The organism is Cellulophaga algicola DSM 14237, assembly GCF_000186265.1.
GTDB lineage: Bacteria > Bacteroidota > Bacteroidia > Flavobacteriales > Flavobacteriaceae > Cellulophaga > Cellulophaga algicola.
The window spans coordinates 585,245-608,469 of the sequence record NC_014934.1; the positions used below are offsets into that span (position 1 = coordinate 585,245).

Below are 23,225 nucleotides of genomic sequence, written 5' to 3' on the forward strand. Positions count from 1 at the left end.
TCGGTAAAACTAACTATTTTTACAATGTTCAACAATTAAATTTCTAATAGATGATACATCCAGCACCCCTCCAAAAATTCAGAGTGGCATTCTTAATGCCTATTTTAGCATTATTTATAGTGTCTTGTGGCTCATACCAGCAATCATCGTACTACGATAATGATGGTATTTATTCAAACGAAAGTCAACAATATACCGAAAGACCAAATACTCAAGTTCAAAAAACAGATAATGCTTACGCGAATTATTTTGGACAAAAGGCGGACCAATATCAAGAGATCATAGATGATGAGATTTTCACAGACATAGATGGTTATTACAGCCAAGCACAAGACAGCACTGATATCGTTTACGAAGATGATAATTATTACAATGATGATTATAACAGCTATGACGGATATGGTGGTTGGGGAGAAAACCCTACGAGTGTTTCTATAAACTACTATAACAACAACAATTTAGGCTGGAACAACTACGGTTATGGCTGGAACAATTGGGGTTATAATAATTACTACGGTAACAACTGGGGAAGCCCATGGGGATACAATCGCTGGAATAGTTGGGGATATAGCGGTTACTACGGGTATAATGGATATTATGGAGGTGGATATGGACACTATTCTCCTTACTACAATCACTATAACCCTTACCGTTACAATAACTATAGAGGCAGAACCTATGCTAACACTTACGGCAGAAGAAGCAACTACAGATCTAGTTTATACAATAATTCTTCCTTAAGAAGTAGCTCTGCAGTATCTAACACAAGATCTAATTATTCCTCTAGAAGAAACACTTCAACTACCGCAAGAAGATCTTCTTCTTATAGAACAGGAACAAGCACCAATAGAAATACAGGCTATAGAACTTCTAGAAGCACTAGAGTAGCACCTAGCAGCAATAGAAGCTCAAGATCTAGCACTACATACAGAAGTAGCTCACCTAATACAAGCAGAAGTACTTATAATAGATCTTCTTCTAGAACATACACACCTTCTACAAGTAGATCATCAAGTAGCTCCTCTAGAAGCAGCGCTCCTACAACAACAAGAAGTTCTAGCTCTAGAAGTAGCAGTCCAACAACAACAAGAAGCTCTAGCAGCAGATCTAGTAGCGGAGGAAGTTACAGATCAACTGGTAGTTCTACAAGAAGTAGCAGCAGCGGCAGTTCTTCTTCTTCTAGAAGTAGTGGAAGTTCTTCTAGATCATCATCTAGCAGCAGTAGAAGTAGTGGTAGAGGAAATTAAGCCTAGTTTTTAATTCTAATTAAGATTGATATGAAAAAGTATATTACTTTAATCATGGTAGCGGTATGCGCAGCTACGAATGCACAAAATATTGATGACGTTTTAAGATATAGTACTGACAACCTTCAAGGTACCGCAAGATTCCAAGCAATGAGTGGAGCATTCGGAGCATTGGGCGGAGACTTATCATCTTTAAACATAAACCCAGCAGGATCGGCAGTTTTTAATAATAGCCAACTTACCATTTCTGGAACTAATTTTCACACGAAAAATAAAAACTCCTATAATGGTAGCAATACTTTTAATTCCACGGAAAATAATTTTGATATCAATCAGATAGGTGGTGTATTCGTATTTAACAATAGTGATCCAAATGCGGACTGGAAAAAATTTAGCATAGGATTAAACTTTGACAAAGTACAAAGTTTTGACAATTACATTAACGCGAACTACAATACGACCCAAGGCATAGATAACTATTTTTTAAGCTTTGCTCAAGGCCTACCATTAGGACCTTTAAAACTACAAGACGGGGAATTTATTGAAGGTGCTTACTTAGATATTGGCTCTTCTTTAGGCTTTGTAGAACAGCAAGCCTTTTTAGGAATATTCGGGGGTGTAATTGATGCTGTAGACCCTGATAATGACAACAATACGGAGTATGTATCTACAAGTGAATACAATTCGGTTACTCAGAATTATCGTCAGATAAGTACAGGATACAACGATAAATACACTTTTAATATGGCTTCTCAATATAAAGACAATTTATATGTTGGAGCCTCTATTAATGTACACAGCATATTCCTAGATCAGCTTACTGAACTTACTGAAAACGGTTATGATGCAAGTTCACAAGTACAGTCTACCACGTTTGATAATTTATTACGCAGTCGCGGAAATGCCTTTTCATTTAGCTTAGGTGCTATCGCAAAAGTAAATAAGAGCGTAAGAGTTGGAGGTAGCTACCAATCTCCTACATGGTACAGAATTTCAGATGAATTTTCTCAACGTATTAATTCAACGATAGCAGCTGAGGATATTGGTTTTATTAACTTCAACCTTATTAATGCCTACGACAAATACACCATTAAAACTCCAGGAAAACTAACGGGAAGTTTAGCGTTAGTTTTTGGAAAAGATGGCTTACTGAGTTTAGATTATGGATATCAAGACATGTCTAACGCGGAACTAAGACCAGATTCAGATCCTGCTTTCGCTGCTGAAAACAACTATATTTCAAATCAACTACAAGCTGTTTCTTCTGTTAGACTTGGTGGAGAGTACAGAATTAAACAAGTGAGCTTAAGAGCGGGATATCGCTACGAACAAAGTCCTTACGAAAGTAATGTTATAGGAGATTTAAACGGAATTTCAGGTGGTCTTGGATACAATTTTGGCCCTAGTAAACTAGATTTAGCCGTTAATTCTTATTCTCAAGATAGAAATGCTACAATTTTAAGTACAGATCCTACCGCAAATTTAAATATTGACAGAACAAATACGAATGTTACGCTGTCCTACACGATAAATTTCTAAATAAAATACAGTTTAAATGTATTAAGAAAGACTCGCCCAAAAAGCGGGTCTTTTATCGTTTTAGCGTAAAGTGGTTTTGAAGTATTTTGGCTACCACTACTCCATTTTCAGTTTCAGCATATTCAAACCTGAACCAATAATCAGAAGACGGCATTGGACTTCCCGAATATGTACCATCCCAAGTGCTATTGGCATCTAATTGCTTTAATAATTTACCATAACGATCAAAGATAAAAACCACCGGATCTATTATACTGGGATCTTCTATTCCTTTAATATTCCAAGTATCATTTATTAAATCTCCATTAGGCGTAAAAAACTTAGGATACCCTATTACTAAAAATTCTATAGCTTCCGTAGTACCACATCCATTTTTATCATTAATTATAACTGTATTTATTCCCGGAGGCACATCATAAAATACTGGAACACCTCTAAATACTCCACCATTTATAGCGTACTCATATTCGCCATTACCTCGCAAATCTTCTACAACTATTTCAATATTATTTTGATCTGGATCATTAGTAATGTTAGAATTTAAAATGATTACCTCTTCTAACACTGGAGTGCCAAATACGGTAATTAAGATATCATCAACAATGGTCGTTGCCAAACTAGTCGTTATTTCTACAAAATACCTACCAGAATTACCAAACTCAGTCGCAATAACAAGCTCTTCAGCCTCACTTAAAGCACCATTTAGCAACTCTGCATCAATAACACCATCATCTTCATAATCTACAGACCACACTACATTTACAACATCTGGTCCTGCAGGAGAACGCAATGCACTTAAAGTAATAGCCGGATCTCCTTCACAAGCTGCAATATCAAACCCTAAAAATTCATCTCTCAAGGTACAATCTAAGGCATTATCTTGATCTTCATCTACCGAACTTCCTGTAAATGTAAGCTCAAAAGGCTCTGCCTCGTCATCAAAATTTGTATTAAAATTATTAATTAAGATATAATAGATTTCTCCTGCTGAAACATTTAAATACTCATCATAAGTATTTAAACTCTGAGTCTGATTAGGCCTACCTTCATCACCATTCTCTGGATTAATACCTAAACCTGTAAAACTTGTGGTATTCACTTCATAATTACAACGAATAGGCGCTGCAGTACCATCAGAAATAGTCCCGCAATCTACATCAGGGCCGTACACTGCAAAATCCCATTCCGCAGTATCTGATAGTGCTTCAATATCAAAACCAACTTGACCATCCGTTCCTGCCCTAAAAACAAACCAAGATGTATTGTTTTCAACATTAGCAGAACTTACACTACCTTTTTCTAAACATCCCGTTTGCGTAATCACTTCTGGATCAAAATCTTCTATATCTCCCAAACCGTCTGCAAGGCCTAAATAAGGAATATCTGCACAAACAGGAATAGCGGTTCTACAATCTGGTGAATTTTGAGCAGAGGTTGTCATAAACAACATAAAACATAGCATGCTTAAAAATAGTCTCATTGTGTGTAGTGGTCTGTGATATGGGTTATTAACTTCATATACGGTTAGTTTAGTATATTTAGTCGCCATTATTTGCATTTAATCGATGAAATACCAGTGTAATTAAGCTAACGCTTTAATGAAAAGTGGTTATTTATATATTTTGCAGTAACCCTACTGCCATCAGTTTCTAAAAAACTTAATTGAAACCAATAGTCTGATGCTGGCATTTGTATTCCATTATAAAATCCGTCCCATCCTGTTTGAGAACTATTTAATTGCTGTAACAGTTTCCCATACCTATCAAAAATTAATAAAATTGGAGTGTCTAATGTAGCTAAACCCGATACAGACCAAATATCATTAATACCATCTCCATTAGGTGTAAAAAACCGTTCAAATCCTACGACTACAATCGTCTCTGTAGCAATACCACAGCCCTCTAAATCATTTACCGTTATCGTATGCATACCCGGCAACACAGTATTAAATTGCGGACTAGATTGATACGGTTCATCATCTAACTGATATTCATAATCTCCAGCTAACTCGGTCGAAACTACTACGCTATTATCAGCCTGCAAATCATCTATACGGACACCCGTTATTTTTGGAGATTTTGAAATAACTAAAGCAACATTAAATGAAGCACTACAAACAAGTGAACCTACCGTAGTTGTTATTACAAGAGTATACACTCCTGAATCTGTAACACTAATAGTTGGCGTATTTTCTCCCGTACTCCAAGCGTAAGTAAAGTTTGCATTTGGTGTATCATCCCCAATAATAGCAGATGAAATAGCCTCACATAAATATACTGTTTCTGGAAAATCTTGTACAATTTGCTCCGAAACTATCAATTGAAAATCTTGAGAGGCATCATAACATTTAGGATTTGCAAAAGAAGACACTCTAACGTAGATAGTTTCTGTACCCGCAGCTTTAATATGACTATTCGCCAAACTATTAACTCCGGTAACAGCCTCGGTAAATGTTGCGTGATACGTAACCAAATAAGCTTTAGGATCTTGAGTTCCTAAAACTTCATTATCTAAACTATTTAACTCAAAAGTAAGATCATCAAAACAAAAATAGCTATCCTGAATTGGGTTTGCGATAGGGTTTGGCGTAAAAGATACCTGCACATCACTTATACTATTACCTGCTGCTCTATTTACGACAACACGATACGCTGAAGAGTTTAACACATTCAATGTTGCATTCACTTCTCCTATAATTTGAGAATAACCACTACCATCATTTCGATACCATTCATAGCTTAGCGCATCTGAAGTCGCTGCATCTAGCATAATAAAATCTGATTCACATGCCGCAATAGGCGGACCCAAAAGGTTACTAATTATAGTACAATCTAAGGCATCATAGGGGTTCGTTATAAAAATATCTCCAGAAAACTGAATGGAGAATCCAGAATTTATGTTTGAAAAATTATTAATCAACAAATAATACTCCTCACCTGGCACAACAGACAACCATTCTTCATATTGCACATTATTCGTAGCGCCCGTAGGATCTTCTCCTACTCCTAGAAAACTATTTTGATCGTCATTATCTAAAAAATTACAGCGTACAGGTTCTCCTAAAGCTGCACAATCGTTCGTCTTATAAAGGGCAAAATCCCAATCTTCAGCAATGTCTGTGCTAATATTAAAACCCAACTGCCCTGTGGCAGAAGTTCTAAACCTATACCATGCTGAATTTGATTCGATTGCACCCGACGTGGTACGCTCCAAACAACCAGATCTAGCATTTCCATTAAAATCATCTACACCATAATTATCTGTACCACTATTAACCGGGGTATTGTTGCAAATAGGTATAGCCGTTGAACAATCAGGAGAAATCTGTGCAACGGAAAAATTTGAAAATAAAAATAAAAATAAAATAAATCTCATAAGAGATACTTTGTTCGTAAGCACAAAACTAAAAAGGCGACAAAGCCTATGCTAATTAATGTTGTGTAACAAGGTAAACTTGCTATTAAATACTAGATAATGTATATCTTTGCAGCACTTAAGAGATGATAACAAATGAAAATTGACAGTACATTAGAAGATCAATTTGAAGAAATTGGAGATAATCATGTTTCAACTTCTGAAGATACCCCATTACTTGACAATGCTTTTGATTTGAGTGATGAAGAAAAAATAGTAAAGATAAAAGCTAATGTTTCTGAAATTATGGAAACCCTTGGCTTAGACCTTACTGATGACAGTTTAAAAGGAACTCCTAATCGAGTAGCCAAAATGTTCGTTAACGAAATATTTTCTGGCTTACACCCTGACAAAAAACCAAAATCTTCTACGTTTGATAACAAATACAAGTATGGAGAAATGTTGGTGGAAAAAAACATAACACTTTACAGTACTTGTGAGCACCATTTTTTACCTATTGTTGGTAGAGCACATGTAGCTTACATATCTAATGGTACCGTTGTTGGGCTTTCTAAAATGAACCGTATCGTAGATTATTTTGCAAAAAGACCACAAGTACAAGAGCGCTTGAATATTCAAATTGTAAGAGAATTACAAAAAGTATTAAATACCGAAGATGTTGCCTGTATTATTGATGCAAAACACCTTTGTGTTAATTCTAGGGGTATCCGCGATATTGAAAGCAGTACTGTTACGGCTGAATATGGTGGAAAATTCAAAGAAGAAGCAACACGTAAAGAGTTTTTAAATTTTATTCAGTTAGAAACAAGGTTTTAATTTTTTTTCAATAAAGCATGCAGTTATATAAAACTCAACATTTAAAAGTTTATAATTCATTAACCGGACAAAAAGAACCATTTACATCTATTCACGAAGGTGCTATTGGTATGTATGTTTGTGGGCCTACAGTATACAGTAATGTGCATTTAGGAAACTGCAGAACATTCATGTCTTTTGATATGATTTTTAGATATTTTAAACATTTAGGCTATAAAGTACGCTATGTACGTAATATTACGGATGCAGGCCATTTAGAAAATGATGCCGAAGATGGTGAGGATAAAATTGCTAAGAAAGCACGTTTAGAACGTATTGAACCAATGGAAGTTGTGCAACGGTATACTGTTGATTTTCACAATATTCTACAAAAATTTAATTTCTTACCACCAAGTATTGAGCCTACGGCAACGGGTCACATTATTGAGCAGATTGAAATTATAAAAGAAATTTTAGAAAAAGGTTTTGCCTACGAAGTGAATGGTTCTGTATATTTTGATGTCCCAAAATTTAACGAAACACATAATTACGGCAAACTAAGTGGCCGTAAGCTAGAAGACATGATTGCGAATACTCGCGAATTAGCGGCTCAAGATGACAAGCATAGTCCGCAAGATTTTGCCCTTTGGAAAAAAGCGGAACCACAACATATCATGAGATGGCCTTCACCTTGGGGAGATGGCTTTCCAGGCTGGCACTTGGAATGTACTGCGATGAGTACAAAATATCTTGGAGAGACATTTGATATTCATGGTGGTGGTATGGATCTAAAATTTCCGCATCATGAATGTGAGATTGCACAAGCAGAAGCAAGCAATGGTGTTTCGCCTGTAAACTATTGGCTTCATGCCAATATGCTTACCCTTAATGGCAAAAAAATGGCGAAATCTACAGGAAATAATATTTTACCAGATGAAATTTTTTCCGGTACGAACCCTTTATTATCAAAAGCATTTACCCCTACGGTAGTCCGTTTTTTTATGATGCAAGCGCATTACACTAGTATTTTAGATCTAAGTAACGATGCTCTTCTAGCATCTGAAAAAGGATTTCTAAAACTTATGGAAGCACTAAACACCATACATAAATTAGAGACGAATAGCAGTTCTGATTTTGACTTTAATGCTTGGCAACAGAAATGTTATGATGCCATGAATGACGATTTTAACACGCCAACATTAATTGCTCATTTGTTTGAAGCTGTTAAACACATCAATGCCATTAAAGAAGGTAAAGAATCTATCTCTGAAATGGACAAAGCACTTTTAAACAACACTTTTAATGCTTTTATTTTTGATATTCTTGGCTTAGAAGATAAAAATGATGCAAATTCAGATACCGATAAACTGTCTGGAGTTGTTGCATTATTAATTCAACTTAGAAAAGAAGCAAGAGACAATAAGGACTTTGCTACTTCTGATATTATTAGAGATCAATTAGCCGAGTTAGGCATTCAATTAAAAGACGGAAAAGAAGGCACCACATTTAGTGTTTTATAAACTATAGCGTGCACACACCAAAGGAGAACTAATTTTTATAGCGTTTTGAAAAAAATCTTTATTGCCCCTTTTATTTTTTTGGTGCGCTTTTATCAATTGGTAATATCTCCTCTTACGCCAGCAAGTTGCCGCTACTCGCCTACTTGCTCACAATACACCCTAGAAGCATTGAAAAAACATGGGTTATTTAAAGGAGGATGGCTAGCATTAAAACGAATTTTTAGTTGCCATCCTTGGGGCGGAAAAGGGTATGATCCCGTACCCTAGAAAGATTAACTTTTTCATTTTTATTAATTTCCATTTTCTTTACTGTGCTTCTCGCTGTCTAGCTTCAATTTTCTTATCTTAGCCCTTCAAAATATTTGTAAATGTACTTTTTAGGTATTATCTGGAACCCAAATGACACGTTATTCAAAATTGGGTTTATTCAAATTAAATATTATAACCTTTTATGGATTGCCGCCTTTGCTTTTGGTTGGTACCTGATGAAGAAAATTTTTCTAAAAGAGAAAAAAACTGTAGAACAATTAGATTCGCTTTTTATATACACCGTACTTGCAACCATGCTTGGCGCACGTTTAGGGCATGTAATTTTCTACGATTGGCCCTACTATAAAAATAATTTAATAGAAATATTACTACCTATAAAAGGAAACCCAAATGAAGCCTTGTTCGGTTTCATTAATGGATATGAATTTACCGGTTTTACTGGTCTAGCTAGCCATGGAGCAGCTATCGGTATTATCGTAGCCATGTATCTATACGTACGTAAACATCCAGAATTTAAAGTCTTATGGATTTTAGACCGTATAGTTATTCCTGTAGCAATAGGCGCCTTCTTTGTACGTTTAGGAAACTTTTTTAATTCTGAAATTGTAGGAAAGACAGTTGAAAAATCATTTTTGTTCGCAACAAAATTTGTTCGAAATTCTGATGATCTTCCCGCTTATAAAGCAATGCAATTGACCAATGCTAAAACACCAAATATTGCTTATAGTATTATTGAAAACAACCCTAAATTTGCTGCTGTTTTAGATGCAATACCGTATCGCCATCCTGCACAATTATATGAAGGGGTCTGTTACATTTTCGTATTCATTGCCTTATATTATTTCTATTGGAAAACAGAAAAAAAAGACAAGCCAGGATTTTTATTTGGTGCTTTTTTAGTGCTTTTATGGTCAATCCGTTTCTTTGTAGAATTTGTAAAAGAACGCCAAAATTCGCTTGACGAATCCATGGAGCTACTTTCTATTGGTCAATGGCTAAGTATTCCTTTTGTATTAATAGGATTGTATTTTATGTTTAGACCTACGAAATCATAAGTCTCATGAAAATCACTGCTACGCTACTTACACTCATAACACTATGTCTTTTTCTTTCTTGTAAAGAGGAAGCAAAACAAGCTATAGAAACACCAGCTATAACATTTAAAAAAGAAGGCGAATTAACCATCTACAAAGCCAAAACAGATTCTATCATAGCCTCTTTCGACATTGAAATTGCAGAGACAGACTATGAAACAGAAACTGGATTAATGTATAGAAAAAGCATGAAAGCTAATCACGGGATGCTTTTTGTTTTCCCTGATGTTGCCCTGCATTCCTTCTATATGAAAAACACAGAGATCCCTTTAGATATAATTTATCTTACTGAGAATTTAAAAATTGCAAGTTTTCAAGAAAATGCTATTCCCTTTAATGAATCAGGGCTTTCCTCTCAAGTACCTATAAAATATGTACTTGAAATAAATGCAGGGTTAGCAGAAAAGTATCTTCTAGAAGTGAAAGATAGCGTAGTGTATAAAAAACTATAAGATTAATCTCTAATGGATTATCTGGTAAATAACATCACATCTGATCGGTTATTATTTAGAAAATTAACCCCAAGCGATTTTGAATTATGGTTACCATTTCATGAAGATAAAAGAACATCTAAATTCTGGAATGGTCTACCTAAAGATCCGAGAACTGCCTGTGAGGCAGATTTTGAAAGAACATTTTACCGGTATAAAAATAAGCTTGGCGGTAAATTTGCATTGATAGGGAAACAAAATAATAAACTCCTAGGGTTAGCAGGCTTGCTTATCCAAGAAGTTAACCATAAAAAAGAGCTTGAGATCGCCTATTCACTGCTTCCTGAATATTGGGGATTTGGATATGCTTTGGAAGCAGCAACCGAATGCAAAATATTTGCACAAAAAAATAATTTAAGCACTTCCCTGATCAGTATTATCCACATTGATAACATACCTTCTCAAAATGTAGCCATACGAAATGGCATGACGCTAGATTTTGAAACTACCTACCACGACAACCCCGTTTATATATTTAAAACAATACGCTAACAAAAATCTGATAGTCACATGTCACATACCATCATTTTCACCACAAATACCCTATCAACAAAAGCATTAATTACTAAGCTTATAGAAGATAAAAATGTATTAGAACCAGAAGTATTTCAAGGCCTTCAGGGAGATGCACTTACAAAATCAAAAATTGAAGCCTTAATTTTTGAAGAAGAAGTACATGATATAAAAACAGCCACTAAAAACACTTCGCAAAGCCTAAAATCTATGTCTAGCGGAGAACAACGAAAAGTGGTACTCGAACATCTATTGAATTCAAATCTAGACTACCTAGTGTTAGACAATCCGTTTGATAATTTAGATCACGAATCTATTGCCGATCTAAAACAATCCATTGAAAAAAATGCATCAAAAATTATATTCATTATCGTTTTAAGCAGAAAAAGTGATGCCTTAGATTTTATTACCACTAGATTCCAACTTTTAGATAACGGATCATTGGCATTAATTGATAATAGCAATAAAAGCAACCCCGAAATTCACTTTACAAAAGAAATTCCTAAACCCATTAAAAGTATACACGGCGAAGGAGATTCATTAATTAATTTTAAAAACATAGAAGTCAGTTTTGATGAAAAACTCATATTAAAAAATATCAATTGGGAAATTAAAAAAAACTCCTTCTGGCAACTCATCGGTAAAAATGGGAGCGGAAAAACCACCTTACTATCATTAATTACCGGGGAAAACAACAAAGGATATGGTCAAGAATTATATCTCTTTGGAAAGAAAAAAGGGACTGGTGAGACTATTTGGGATATTAAGCAGAAGATTGGCTATTACACACCAACACTAACACATAACTTTAAACGCACTGACACGGTTAAAAACATGCTTATTTCTGGTTTAAACGACTCTATAGGGCTATATAAAATCCCAACAGAAAATCAGCTCTTATTAGCTAAAGAATGGCTAGAAGCCCTTAATATGGAGCATCTGGCAGAAAAGGTTTTTATAGAGCTCCCTGTTGGACAACAACGATTGATTATGATTGGTAGAGCTATGATTAAACACCCTTTAGTCCTTATACTTGATGAACCTACAGAAAATCTTGATGATGATAGTGCCGCCTTGTTTGTTGCCCTCACCAATAAAATAGCATTAGAAACAACCACTGCTATTATTTTTGTCTCACATAGAGAAGAAGTTGGTTTAAACCCTAAAAACAAATTTGAACTAACAAAAACTACCAACGGCTCTATAGGAACTATTACAAAATAAAAAAAGCCGCTATTAGCGGCTTTTTCTATATACTATACATACTTTAATTTATTCTTCTTCTTTCTCCTCACCATCTTGAGTACTCTTCTTTAATGTATCAAACATTACAGGAGTTGCAATAAACAATGAAGAGTAGGTACCTACCACTACACCAATGATCATAGCAAACATAAATCCTCTTAATGAATCTCCACCGAAAGCAAAGATTGCAAGAAGAACTATAACAGTCGTTAAAGACGTATTTAAGGTTCTTCCTAATGTACTATTCAATGCAAGATTTGTATTCTCTCCTGCACTCCAACCTCTTTCCGCAACTATTTCACGAATACGGTCAAACACTACCACAGTATCATTCAAAGAATAACCAATTACAGTAAGTATTGCCGCAATAAAGGCTTGATCGATTTCCATATTAAATGGCATGATTTTACCAAAGATAGAGAAGATTCCTAATACAATTAATACATCATGGAATACCGCTGCTACAGCTCCTAAAGAGAATTGCCATTTACGGAAACGGAATAAGATATACAAAAACACTACGGCTAATGAACCAATAATAGCCCAAAATGCATTGCTCTTAATGTCATCAGCAATAGTTGGACCTACTTTCTTAGAGGACATTATACCTATAGCTTTATCATCATTAGCTACTGAAAAATCACTAAAAGATGTTCCATCAGGAAAATACTTCTGTAATGTTGTAAATAATTTATTCTGGATTTCAGTATCAACCTCAATACCTTCAACAGCTACTTTATATGCTGTGGTAATCATTACCTGATTATCTTCACCATATGTTTTAACATTAGTACCAGTACCAAAAACAGCATTCAATTCTGTTGACATTTCTGAAGGGTTAACGGGTTGCTCAAAACGAACTTGATATGAACGACCTCCCAAGAAATCTACTCCTTGTTGTAATCCAGGTCCAAAGAATAATGAATACAAACCAATAACAATTAAAACCGTTGAAAATATGTACGCATATTTTCTTTTAGATAAGAAGTTAATATGTACATTCTTGAACAAGTTTTTCGTTAAGCCTGTAGAGAATTCTAATTTTCTGTCTTTTGCTGACAAATACCATCCAATTAATAAACGAGTAATAAAAATCGCAGTAAAAAGCGATGTTAAAATACCAATGATTAAGGTAGTTGCAAAACCTTTAATTGGTCCTGAACCAAATACAAATAAGATAACCGCAGTTAATCCAGTAGTAATGTTGGCATCTAATATAGAAGACAATGCATTACTAAAACCATCGGCAATTGCTAATGATTTACCTTTCCCTTTTGCAATTTCTTCCTTAATACGTTCAAATATAAGTACGTTAGCATCTACTGACATACCGATAGTTAATACGATACCTGCAATACCAGGAAGCGTTAGAACAGCTTTTATACTTGTTAACACTCCAAAGATTAAAAGTATGTTGAACAATAAAGCAACATCTGCAAAAGCACCAGCTCTACCGTAATAAAATATCATCCAAACTAGCACAAAAACCATTGCTATTGCAAAAGAATTGAAACCACTATCAATAGCTTCCTGTCCTAATGATGGACCAACAATTTCTGATTGTACAATTTCAGCCTTAGCAGGTAATTTACCCGCTCTTAAAACATTTGCTATATCTTTAGTTTCATTAATCGTAAATGAACCTGTAATTTCTGATCGACCACCAGAAATACCACCAACTTGTGAAACTCCCGGAGCTGTATAAACTTTATTATCTAATACAATAGCAATACCAGTACCATTAAGATTAGCATCACTCGTTAATTTCTGCCATTCTTTTGCTCCTCTTGTATTCATACTCATAGTTACCGCTGGTCTACTACGAGGATCAAAATCATCACGAGCATCGCTCACAACATCTCCACTAATTCTAGGCGTAGCTGCTCTATTTGATTGTAAAGCATACAAACCTACGATTTCAGCACCTTCAGTTGGTCTTTCCCATAAGAATTTTACAAACTGCAATTCTTTAGGAACCAATCTTCTAATTTCTGGCATTTTTAAATATGCAGAAATCTGAGCTGTATCTTTAGTTGACGCCCTAACGAAAGACTGTGCACCAGGCTCACCAGGTATCAACAGGCTAATTAACGGGTTAACTTCACTTGCAAAATCAATTGAATCCTGAGCCACATCAGACAATAAAGAATCTATTTCTGATTCTGGCTTGCTTACTGTTTCCGGCACTTCAACCTCAACAAGAGTTTTTAATCTCTCATTTGCTGCAAATAAAAACTGACTTAAATTTTGATTGTCTGGTCTGTACGTTTCCCAAAACTCTAACTGAGCTGTACTAGAAAGTAACTCTTGCGCACGTGCTATATCTCTAGCTCCTGGCAATTCTACTAATATACGTCCTGACGAACCTTCTCTTTGAATATTTGGCTGTGTAACTCCAAAACCATCGATACGTTCTCTTAGTACTTCAAATGCAGAAATAATAGATTCATCTATTTTAGTTCTAATGATAGGTTTTACCTGATCATCTGTCATCTGAAAATTAATAACATCACTTAAGCTTTTGTTTGCAAAAACCTCTGGCGATGCTAATTTTGTATCTCCTTTTAAATTTTCAAAAGCTTGAAAAAACAAATCGATATACGTATCACTACTGTTTTTTGAAGCCGCATCTGCATTAGCTAATGCTTCATTAAATTTAGCATTTGAAGTGTTATTTGCTAGCCCTTTTAAGATATCCTTTACAGATATCTGAAGCGTAACATTAATCCCTCCTTTTAAATCTAATCCTTTATTTAGCTCTTTCTTTTTAGCATCATTATAGGAGGTAAAGCCCATAATAGATTCTTCTCCAATAGAGTCTAAATACCTGGTTTCTAAATCTTTTCTTAGATTTAAATAATCGGTTTCAGTACTAGAAATACTGTTAGTAGCATAGGTTGCTGCTTTCTTTTCAACATTGTTTGTTATAAACGTGTAAGACAATTGATAGATACTTACCAATCCAAACAAAAAAGCGAAAAGCTTTATAAGTCCTTTATTCTGCATTAGTTACTATATTAATTTCTGGTTTTTTTTTGTAAGCGTGCAAATATATCATTTAAGTAAGGAATTGACAATATTTTTTGCTTTTATAAGTAAGGGCCGTTATCAAACTGACAACCGCCCTTGTTTTATTGGAGTATTAGCGCTAATTATAGCGCTAACAAATCGTTTGTTTTCTTTACTCCTGCTGCACTTTCTTGCATTTTAGCTTTATCTGCATCACTTAAAGGAATAGTTATAATTTTTTCGATACCCTCTTTACCTAAAATTACGGGTACACCAATACAAATATCATTTAAGTCATACTCACCTTCTAAATACGTTGAACACGGGAACATTTTCTTCTGGTCACAAGCAATTGCTTGAACCATACTAGAAACTGCTGCTCCTGGCGCATACCAAGCACTAGTTCCTAATAATTTTGTTAATGTAGCACCACCAACCTTAGTATCATCTGCAACCTGAGTTAATCTTTCTTCTGATAAAAACTCAGAAACCTTAATACTATTGCGAGTAGCATGAGCTGTTAACGGCACCATACCTGTATCACTATGACCACCAATTACCATTCCATCCACATCTGAAATAGGAGCCCCTAAAGCCTCTGCTAATCTATATTTGAAACGAGCACTATCTAAAGCACCACCCATTCCAATAATCTTATTTTTTGCTAGTCCAGTTGTTTTATGTACCAAATATGTCATTGTATCCATAGGATTACTAACAACAATAAGGATTACATTAGGAGAATACTTAATAAGATTAGAAGAAACTGTCTTTACAATTCCTGCATTAATACCAATTAGTTCTTCTCTTGTCATTCCTGGCTTACGAGGAATACCAGATGTTATTACAGCAACATCACTACCTGCAGTTGCAGCATAGTCATTAGTTATACCTGTTATCTTTGTATCAAAACCATTTAAAGAAGCTGTTTGCATTAAATCCATCGCTTTTCCTTCAGCGAATCCTTCCTTAATATCTAACAATACTACTTCTGATGCAAAATTCTTTATAGCTATGTACTCAGCACAACTTGCACCAACAGCACCTGCTCCTACGACTGTAACTTTCATTTTATTTTTTTTATATTGATTTAATTGCCTCAAAAATACTGAATTTTAATAGAAAAAATAACTAATAGAGTGACTTTTAAAATTCAATTTTGTTAGTTTTTTTTGAAAAAAAATGACTTACAAATGTTAAAGAAAAACGTTATTCAACGAATTTTCCTACAAAAATACACCATTGGTCGAAAAAAACACGAATAAACCGGTCATCTTTAGTATGTTTATCATCCCAAATTAAACCTACTTACTATGAAAAAGCATTCCCCTTTCATAGCGCTTTGCGCTACGTTAATTTTCGCAAGTTGCTCAAAAACAACTGTTAACAATGATCCTGTTATTGGCATATGGACCAGTACAGTCGAAAACAATTCCGTAAACCAGAAAACTATTAAAACAGAATCTGAATGGATTTTTAATGATGCCTATTTAGGAAGGTATCATCAATACGAAAATAAAGACCTTACTGTTCAAACAGATTTTAGCTGGAAACACGAAGATGATCAATATATCATTTCTTACCCTGGCACAGATTTCCCTGATGATATTGTTACCTTAGTACAAACAACACTTCAAGAATCTGATGGCGATATCCTAGCCACTAGAGAACAATAACATTACTTTAAATGAGTCGTCCTAAAATAGGTTGACAGTTTTTAAATAATTAATATTAAACCAGAGAAGCTAGCTTCTCTGGTTTTTTGTTATGTACAAAGTTAGGTGTTTTATATTTTAGACTCAAGTGTGGTCTTTTGTTGTTATACGTTTTTATTGATTCTGCTATAAGTTTTTTCAACTCTTTGCCAGTGTTACATTTATAGATTAGGAATTCCCCTTTCAATATGCCGTTGATTCGTTCTGCCAATGCATTTTGGTAGCAATCATAACCATCTGTCATTGACGGAGTCATATTGCTTAGCCTTAGTTCTTTTTGGTATATGCCGGAGCAATACTGCAATCCTCTATCGGAATGATGAATTAGATCTTTACTTGTCAATCTATTGTTTTTAGCCATTCTCACTGCTTTTACCACATTTTCGGCACTCATATCATCACTAAGGTGATATCCCATTATTTTTCTACTATAGGCATCGGTTACCAAGGATAGGTAATGTGTCCGCTCTCTACTTTTGATATATGTAACGTCACTGACGAAGAACTCTTCTGGTCTGGAAACTTTGATTTCTTTCATCAGATTAGGATGTTTTCTAAGCCAATGTTTAGAGTTTGTTGTCTTGGTGTAATTCTTCCTTGGCCTTATCAACATCGATTCCGAGCGTAAATATCCAAACAGGGCATCTCTTCCTATTTTTAAATTGTGCTTTGCGAATTCTTCCTTTAACAGGTAATACAGCTTTCGTGTACCGAGCCTGGGCATATCCTTGCGAACACCTTCAACCAAGTTCTTTACTTTTATAAACTCCTGTTCTCTTTTTATAATCCGTTTTTCTGCTTGATAGACCGCTTGTCTACTTACCCCAAACAATCGACAACAACGAGATAAACTTAATCGTTGTTCTTGTCGGATGTGCTGGATTGATTGGGCGAATGCTTTTTTCTGATAGCGGTACCATACTGTTTATCGGAGATGTCAATCATAGTATTGAGAATTTTGTTCCTGAGTTTTTCATCGGAAAGTTCTCTCTCCAAACGTTTGATTTTTTGGGCAGGTGTTTCTTTTGATTTTGGCATTTGACGACGTATTGGTTTAGTCCAATCTAATGTACCATGTTTTCTCAACCAAACCAAAACAGTACTTCTACCTTGAATACCATAAGCCTTTTGCGCCTGCTTATAAGTCATCTCGCCTTTTTCAACCTGATGGACAACACTTAATTTAAAGCCCAAATTATAATCGCGTTGGGTACGCTTGTCTACCGTAATAATTGAATGTTTCATAAATAAGTCGATTTTGTGTCAACTTATTTCAGGACGGGACAAAAGCATAAAAAAAGCTATCTATTTAAATAGATAGCTTTTTTTATGCTTTATAATTTTAAACAACCTACCTAAAGCCAAAATTTATCCCTACAGATAAACTATTGAATTGCGCTATAGTATAATCTGCGTGAAGTCTAAAAAAGCCTAATTTTAACTTAGTACCAATATTTGCAGTTGCCCCAGAAACTTTTTTAGTTAATGTAAAAGGATCTTCTATCGTTTGTTGAAAAGGCCCTGACTTCACAATATAAGTACCTAGCACATCTGTTTTAGAATTCCCTGTAATATACCCTAAGCCACCATAAAAATTAATAATTGGTAATTTTGTAGATACAATTGCTTGAAAATTCCATGAATTTATTTTTGCATCAATTTTTTGGTTTTCTCCTGCAATAATTTCAGTATCCGTAAAATCATAAGTACCATTTAAATGCGTGTACCCTATAACTCCTGAAACAGCTACTGGCCAAATTTTTTCTGCAGGCAACAAACTCGTAAGCTCATGTTGCAAACCAACACCGTAAAAACCTACGGCAACTTCATCCGTATCTATCTTAGGCAGAAAACGTGCTTTAAGCTCTATCCCTTTTATAAGACCTACACTTACTTGTAAAAAAGCAGAAGGAACAAAATTGATATTTTCTGACGATAACCCAGTTGGCAGCTCAAATTCTTCACGACTAGATACCCCCGGTGCAACTTCTCCTTCTACGAAAACACGAATACCTTCTAAGTCTCCTAAGCCCGAAGAGACTGCCTTAGAAATACTGCCATCTACAAACTGAATATTTTCATACTCTGCCGTATTCAAATCAAAAGATTTCTTATTTTCTTTATTTTTAAACGAAGCCATGTTTCCGATAATTGAAATCTCAAAACCCCCAAGAGGTTTCGTTTCCCCAGAATTATACCAACCATTAGAGATGCTATAAATCATTCCTTCTGAGAGCGGCGCCATATAATCGTTTGTAAAACGCTCCGCATCATCTACACCCGCTGCAAAAAGATTATTAATATCTGCTTGCGCTGTTACCGACAAACCAGAAATTAGGACTAGTAAAAGAAAAAAGTGTTTCATAGTTTTGTTTATTTGCTATAAAACTAAAAAACTCGCACTGTTGGTGCGAGTTTTTGTTGTGTAATTATAGTTTTCTATGCATCAATGTTCGCATATACAGCATTTTTCTCAATAAATTCTCTTCGTGGCGGCACTTCATCCCCCATCAACATAGAGAAAACACGATCTGTTTCCGTTGCATTTTCAATAACAACTTGCCTTAAAGTTCTAAATTCAGGATTCATTGTAGTATCCCACAATTGCTCTGCGTTCATTTCCCCAAGACCTTTGTAACGTTGTATTCCAACACTACCATTGAAGCTTTCTGCTATTTCATCACGCTCTTTATCATTCCAAGCATAGCGTTTCTTAGCTCCTTTTTTAACAAGGTATAACGGAGGCGTTGCAATATAAACATGCCCTGCTTCTACTAACTCTCTCATGTATCTAAAAAAGAAGGTAAGAATTAAAGTTTCAATATGGCTACCATCGACATCTGCATCACACATGATGACTACCTTATGATATCTTAACTTTTCTAAGTTTAGCGCCTGGCTATCCTCTTCCGTACCTATAGATACACCAAGGGCTGTATAAATATTTTTAATTTCTTCGTTCTCAAAAACCCTATGTCGCATTGCCTTTTCTACATTAAGAATCTTACCTCTTAACGGCAAAATAGCTTGAAACATACGATCACGACCTTGCTTAGCCGTACCCCCTGCCGAATCTCCCTCTACAAGAAATACTTCGCAGTTTACAGGATCTTGATCTGAACAATCTGATAGTTTACCAGGTAAACCACCAATACTCATTACCGTTTTACGCTGTACCATTTCACGCGCTTTAGTAGCGGCGTGACGTGCAGTTGCAGCAAGGACAACCTTCTGAACTATTATTTTAGCATCTTCAGGATTTTCTTCTAAATAATCTGATAACATTTCTGATACTGCCTGACTAACTGCTGCAGAAACTTCACGGTTACCTAATTTAGTTTTAGTCTGCCCTTCAAATTGAGGTTCACCAACTTTTACAGATATAATAGCTGTTAATCCCTCTCTAAAATCATCTCCTTGAATTTCAAACTTTAATTTCTCTAACATTCCAGAAGCATCCGCATACTTTTTTAAAGTACTTGTTAACCCTCTTCTAAAACCAGATAAATGTGTACCACCCTCATGTGTATTAATATTATTCACATAAGAATGTAAATTCTCTGTATAGGAGGTATTGTAAACCATCGCAACTTCTACAGGAATTCCGTTTTTCTCCCCTTCCATAGAAATCACCCCTTTTATAAGTGGCTCACGATTTCCATCTAGGAATTTTATAAATTCTTTTAAACCTTCTTCTGAATAGAAACGTTCTTCATGAAAACCACTAGGAGTGTCTTTATCTTTTTGACGTTTATCTGTCATCGTGATAGAAACTCCTTTATTCAAATAAGAAAGCTCACGCATTCTATTAGCAAGCGTATCGTAATTAAACTCTACCGTTTGCGTAAATATCGTTTCATCTGGATAAAAAGTTACTTCCGTACCTCTTATTTCAGTCTCGCCAATACTCTTAACAGGGTATAATGCTTTTCCTTTTTGATATTCCTGTTCGTAAATAGTTCCATTACGAAAAACTGTAGCTTTTAAATCTTTGGATAATGCGTTTACACAAGAAACACCTACCCCGTGCAAACCACCAGATACTTTGTATGAATCCTTGTCAAATTTACCACCAGCACCAATCTTAGTCATTACAACTTGTAATGCTGATACACCTTCTTTTTTGTGTATATCTACCGGAATACCACGACCGTTATCTCTAACCGTAATAGAATTATCTTCATTTATAGCAACAGTAATAGTATCACAATGACCACCCATTGCCTCATCAATAGAGTTATCTACTACCTCGTATACTAAATGGTGCAACCCTCTAACACCTACATCTCCAATATACATGGAAGGACGCATACGTACATGCTCCATACCCTCTAAGGCTTGGATACTATCCGCTGAGTAATTATTTTTCTTTTGCTCGTCTTTATTTGCTTCTTCGCTCATAAATTAATGGTTTCAATATAAATTTAGCAATCTTACAAATATAAGCAATCCCTAGTGGATGGAGAACTTTGTAACAAAATGACTACGCTAAGTTATCAACAAAAATTGTGAAAAATAAGAGTACTCACGCTACCTTCTAATAGCTTCTACATTACACACCTAAAACCCTCCCCTTTAACAATCTAGAATACCTACAAAAACTAAAGAAGCACCCAAATTGGGTGCTTCTTATCGACTAATTATAATTAAAACTGAAAACAGTGGTAATTCTTATATATAAAACTTAAGCTTTTACATACGCATCTGAATGCACATTTGCTACTGCTCTACCAGATGGATCGTTCATGTTCTTAAACGCCTCATCCCATTCTAATGCAATTTTTGTACTACACGCTACAGATGCTTCTTGCGGCACACAAAGTGCTGCTGCGTCTGAAGGGTAATGTGATTCAAAAATTGAACGGTAATAAAATTCTTCTTTTGATGTTGGCGTCTGTAATGGGAATCTGAATTTAGCATTTGCTAACTGTTCATCTGACACCTCTTCTGCTACAACTTCTTTTAACGTATCTATCCAACTATACCCTACTCCATCAGAGAATTGTTCTTTTTGTCTCCAAGCAACACTTTCTGGAATCATATCTTCAAAAGCTTTACGAACAACCCATTTCTCCATACGCTCTCCGTTGATCATTTTATCTTGAGGGTTAATACGCATGGCAACATCCATAAACTCCTTATCTAAGAAAGGCACACGCCCTTCTATTCCCCATGCTGCTAATGATTTGTTGGCACGCAAACAATCATACATATGAAGCTTACTTAACTTACGAACTGTTTCTTCGTGAAATTCTTTGGCATTAGGTGCCTTATGGAAATATAAATACCCCCCAAATAATTCATCTGCACCTTCTCCTGACAATACCATTTTAACACCCATAGACTTAATAACCCTTGCCATTAAGTACATAGGAGTTGAAGCTCTAATGGTAGTTACATCATAGGTTTCTAAGTTATACACTACATCTTTAATAGCATCCAACCCTTCTTGAATTGTGAATTTTATTTCATGATGTATTGTTTTTATATGATCTGCAACTATACGTGCCGCTGCCAAATCTGGAGAACCTTCTAGTCCTACAGAAAAAGAGTGCAATTGCGGGTACCAAGCATCTGCAACATCATCTGACTCTATTCTTTTTTGAGCATATTTCTTAGCAATTGCAGAGGTTACAGAAGAATCTAAACCTCCAGAAAGTAACACACCGTAAGGAACATCAGACATTAATTGTCTATGTACCGCAGCTTCTAAAGCTTCTTTAATTTCTTTTATGCTTGTCTCGTTATCCTTAACCGCATCATACTCCATCCAATCACGCGTGTACCACTGCTTTAATTCTCCATCAGAACTATGCATATAATGACCCGGAGGAAAAAGCTCTATTTTAGTACAAACGCCTTCTAATGCTTTTAACTCTGAAGCAACATAAAACGTTCCGTTTTTATCCCATCCCATATATAAAGGAATGATCCCCATATGATCTCTAGCTATAAAATACTCATCTTTTTCAACATCATATATAGCGAAACCAAAAATTCCGTTCATTTCATCAATGAAACTTGCTCCTTTTTCTTGGTATAAAGCCAATATAACCTCACAGTCAGATTCTGTTTGGAAATCATATTTACCTTCAAACTGTTTTCTTAATTCTCTGTGGTTATATATTTCACCATTAGCAGCTAGTACTAATTTATTATCTTTACTAAACAAAGGTTGTTTTCCTGAAGCAGGATCTACAATAGACAAACGTTCGTGAGCCAATATCGCTTTATCATTAGCAAATATTCCACTCCAGTCTGGTCCTCTATGTCTAATTTTTTTCGACATTTCTAATAACTGTGGTCTTAAATCCTCAGTACTCTCTTTTACATCAAATGCACATACTATTCCACACATATCTTTCTATATTATAAGCAATTTCAAATCAAAGATGCAGTTTTTGATTCAATA

18 protein-coding genes are annotated in these 23,225 nt (G+C 35.1%); 10 read left to right on the forward strand and 8 right to left on the reverse strand.

Annotation, left to right across the window (positions count from 1 at the left end):
* Positions 1–50 precede the first annotated feature (50 nt).
* Positions 51–1,247, forward strand: a complete 1,197-nt coding sequence (locus tag CELAL_RS21345; protein ID WP_013549331.1) for a hypothetical protein — start codon at positions 51–53, stop codon at positions 1,245–1,247.
* Between the two features lie 30 nt (positions 1,248–1,277).
* On the forward strand, positions 1,278–2,786 hold the full coding sequence (locus CELAL_RS02470) for an OmpP1/FadL family transporter (protein WP_013549332.1): 1,509 nt from the start codon (positions 1,278–1,280) through the stop codon (positions 2,784–2,786).
* A gap of 52 nt (positions 2,787–2,838) precedes the next feature.
* Here CELAL_RS02470 and CELAL_RS02475 read toward each other — a convergent pair whose 3' ends face one another.
* Positions 2,839–4,335: a T9SS type B sorting domain-containing protein gene (locus CELAL_RS02475; RefSeq protein WP_013549333.1), complete on the reverse strand. Its 1,497-nt coding sequence runs from the start codon at positions 4,333–4,335 to the stop codon at positions 2,839–2,841.
* Positions 4,336–4,373: 38 nt separating this feature from the next.
* On the reverse strand, positions 4,374–6,161 hold the full coding sequence (locus CELAL_RS02480; RefSeq protein WP_013549334.1) for a T9SS type B sorting domain-containing protein: 1,788 nt from the start codon (positions 6,159–6,161) through the stop codon (positions 4,374–4,376).
* A 135-nt stretch (positions 6,162–6,296) separates the two neighbouring features.
* On the opposite strand from CELAL_RS02480, the gene folE reads away from it, so the two are divergent.
* From folE to CELAL_RS02510, 7 genes are all read left to right on the forward strand, one after another.
* Complete coding sequence (gene folE, locus CELAL_RS02485) at positions 6,297–6,977, forward strand: GTP cyclohydrolase I FolE (protein WP_013549335.1); 681 nt, start codon at positions 6,297–6,299, stop codon at positions 6,975–6,977.
* A gap of 17 nt (positions 6,978–6,994) precedes the next feature.
* On the forward strand, positions 6,995–8,476 hold the full coding sequence (cysS, locus tag CELAL_RS02490) for a cysteine--tRNA ligase (protein WP_013549336.1): 1,482 nt from the start codon (positions 6,995–6,997) through the stop codon (positions 8,474–8,476).
* Positions 8,477–8,521: 45 nt separating this feature from the next.
* Positions 8,522–8,743 (forward strand): membrane protein insertion efficiency factor YidD, encoded by a 222-nt coding sequence (gene yidD / locus CELAL_RS21775; RefSeq protein WP_013549337.1) that lies wholly within the window; start codon positions 8,522–8,524, stop codon positions 8,741–8,743.
* Between the two features lie 101 nt (positions 8,744–8,844).
* Complete coding sequence (lgt, locus tag CELAL_RS02495; protein WP_013549338.1) at positions 8,845–9,801, forward strand: prolipoprotein diacylglyceryl transferase; 957 nt, start codon at positions 8,845–8,847, stop codon at positions 9,799–9,801.
* Between the two features lie 5 nt (positions 9,802–9,806).
* Positions 9,807–10,292 carry a DUF192 domain-containing protein gene (locus tag CELAL_RS02500; RefSeq protein WP_013549339.1) on the forward strand — a complete coding sequence of 162 codons (486 nt, stop codon included), beginning with the start codon at positions 9,807–9,809 and terminating at the stop codon, positions 10,290–10,292.
* A gap of 12 nt (positions 10,293–10,304) precedes the next feature.
* Positions 10,305–10,823 carry a GNAT family N-acetyltransferase gene (locus CELAL_RS02505; protein ID WP_013549340.1) on the forward strand — a complete coding sequence of 173 codons (519 nt, stop codon included), beginning with the start codon at positions 10,305–10,307 and terminating at the stop codon, positions 10,821–10,823.
* A gap of 18 nt (positions 10,824–10,841) precedes the next feature.
* A complete protein-coding gene (locus tag CELAL_RS02510; RefSeq protein WP_013549341.1) occupies positions 10,842–12,068 on the forward strand; it encodes an ATP-binding cassette domain-containing protein in 1,227 nt (408 codons plus the stop codon).
* A gap of 48 nt (positions 12,069–12,116) precedes the next feature.
* Here the strand turns inward: CELAL_RS02510 and secDF are convergent, their stop codons facing one another.
* Positions 12,117–15,095: a protein translocase subunit SecDF gene (secDF, locus tag CELAL_RS02515; RefSeq protein WP_013549342.1), complete on the reverse strand. Its 2,979-nt coding sequence runs from the start codon at positions 15,093–15,095 to the stop codon at positions 12,117–12,119.
* A gap of 146 nt (positions 15,096–15,241) precedes the next feature.
* Positions 15,242–16,168 (reverse strand): malate dehydrogenase, encoded by a 927-nt coding sequence (gene mdh / locus CELAL_RS02520; RefSeq protein WP_013549343.1) that lies wholly within the window; start codon positions 16,166–16,168, stop codon positions 15,242–15,244.
* A gap of 243 nt (positions 16,169–16,411) precedes the next feature.
* On the opposite strand from mdh, the gene CELAL_RS02525 reads away from it, so the two are divergent.
* The gene (locus CELAL_RS02525) at positions 16,412–16,774 is read left to right on the forward strand and encodes a hypothetical protein (RefSeq protein WP_013549344.1); all 363 of its coding nucleotides are present in this window, start codon (positions 16,412–16,414) and stop codon (positions 16,772–16,774) included.
* A gap of 55 nt (positions 16,775–16,829) precedes the next feature.
* Here the strand turns inward: CELAL_RS02525 and CELAL_RS02530 are convergent.
* The 4 genes from CELAL_RS02530 to asnB all read right to left on the reverse strand — a co-directional run bounded on the left by CELAL_RS02530 (position 16,830) and on the right by asnB (position 23,171).
* Positions 16,830–18,058, reverse strand: a protein-coding gene (locus tag CELAL_RS02530; RefSeq protein ID WP_085951516.1) for an IS3 family transposase whose coding sequence is annotated in 2 segments (ribosomal slippage) — positions 16,830–17,710 and positions 17,710–18,058 — 1,230 coding nt in all. Because the reading frame shifts where the segments join, the coding sequence is not laid out codon by codon here.
* Positions 18,059–18,164: 106 nt separating this feature from the next.
* Entirely contained in the window at positions 18,165–19,178 is a 1,014-nt protein-coding gene (locus CELAL_RS02540) for a DUF6588 family protein (RefSeq protein WP_013549347.1), read from the reverse strand.
* Positions 19,179–19,252: 74 nt separating this feature from the next.
* On the reverse strand, positions 19,253–21,214 hold the full coding sequence (gene gyrB, locus CELAL_RS02545) for a DNA topoisomerase (ATP-hydrolyzing) subunit B (protein ID WP_013549348.1): 1,962 nt from the start codon (positions 21,212–21,214) through the stop codon (positions 19,253–19,255).
* Between the two features lie 283 nt (positions 21,215–21,497).
* A complete protein-coding gene (asnB, locus tag CELAL_RS02550) occupies positions 21,498–23,171 on the reverse strand; it encodes an asparagine synthase B (RefSeq protein ID WP_013549349.1) in 1,674 nt (557 codons plus the stop codon).
* Positions 23,172–23,225: the final 54 nt, after the last annotated feature.

Excerpts from the sequence above, each read along its gene's own strand:
- CELAL_RS21345 (WP_013549331.1), top strand. The coding sequence starts at position 51 with ATGATACATCCAGCACCCCTCCAAAAATTCAGAGTGGCATTCTTAATG.
- CELAL_RS02470 (WP_013549332.1), top strand. The coding sequence starts at position 1,278 with ATGAAAAAGTATATTACTTTAATCATGGTAGCGGTATGCGCAGCTACG.
- CELAL_RS02475 (WP_013549333.1), bottom strand. The coding sequence starts at position 4,335 with ATGGCGACTAAATATACTAAACTAACCGTATATGAAGTTAATAACCCA.
- CELAL_RS02480 (WP_013549334.1), bottom strand. The coding sequence starts at position 6,161 with ATGAGATTTATTTTATTTTTATTTTTATTTTCAAATTTTTCCGTTGCA.
- folE (WP_013549335.1), top strand. The coding sequence starts at position 6,297 with ATGAAAATTGACAGTACATTAGAAGATCAATTTGAAGAAATTGGAGAT.
- cysS (WP_013549336.1), top strand. The coding sequence starts at position 6,995 with ATGCAGTTATATAAAACTCAACATTTAAAAGTTTATAATTCATTAACC.
- lgt (WP_013549338.1), top strand. The coding sequence starts at position 8,845 with ATGTACTTTTTAGGTATTATCTGGAACCCAAATGACACGTTATTCAAA.
- CELAL_RS02500 (WP_013549339.1), top strand. The coding sequence starts at position 9,807 with ATGAAAATCACTGCTACGCTACTTACACTCATAACACTATGTCTTTTT.
- CELAL_RS02505 (WP_013549340.1), top strand. The coding sequence starts at position 10,305 with ATGGATTATCTGGTAAATAACATCACATCTGATCGGTTATTATTTAGA.
- CELAL_RS02510 (WP_013549341.1), top strand. The coding sequence starts at position 10,842 with ATGTCACATACCATCATTTTCACCACAAATACCCTATCAACAAAAGCA.
- secDF (WP_013549342.1), bottom strand. The coding sequence starts at position 15,095 with ATGCAGAATAAAGGACTTATAAAGCTTTTCGCTTTTTTGTTTGGATTG.
- mdh (WP_013549343.1), bottom strand. The coding sequence starts at position 16,168 with ATGAAAGTTACAGTCGTAGGAGCAGGTGCTGTTGGTGCAAGTTGTGCT.
- CELAL_RS02525 (WP_013549344.1), top strand. The coding sequence starts at position 16,412 with ATGAAAAAGCATTCCCCTTTCATAGCGCTTTGCGCTACGTTAATTTTC.
- CELAL_RS02540 (WP_013549347.1), bottom strand. The coding sequence starts at position 19,178 with ATGAAACACTTTTTTCTTTTACTAGTCCTAATTTCTGGTTTGTCGGTA.
- gyrB (WP_013549348.1), bottom strand. The coding sequence starts at position 21,214 with ATGAGCGAAGAAGCAAATAAAGACGAGCAAAAGAAAAATAATTACTCA.
- asnB (WP_013549349.1), bottom strand. The coding sequence starts at position 23,171 with ATGTGTGGAATAGTATGTGCATTTGATGTAAAAGAGAGTACTGAGGAT.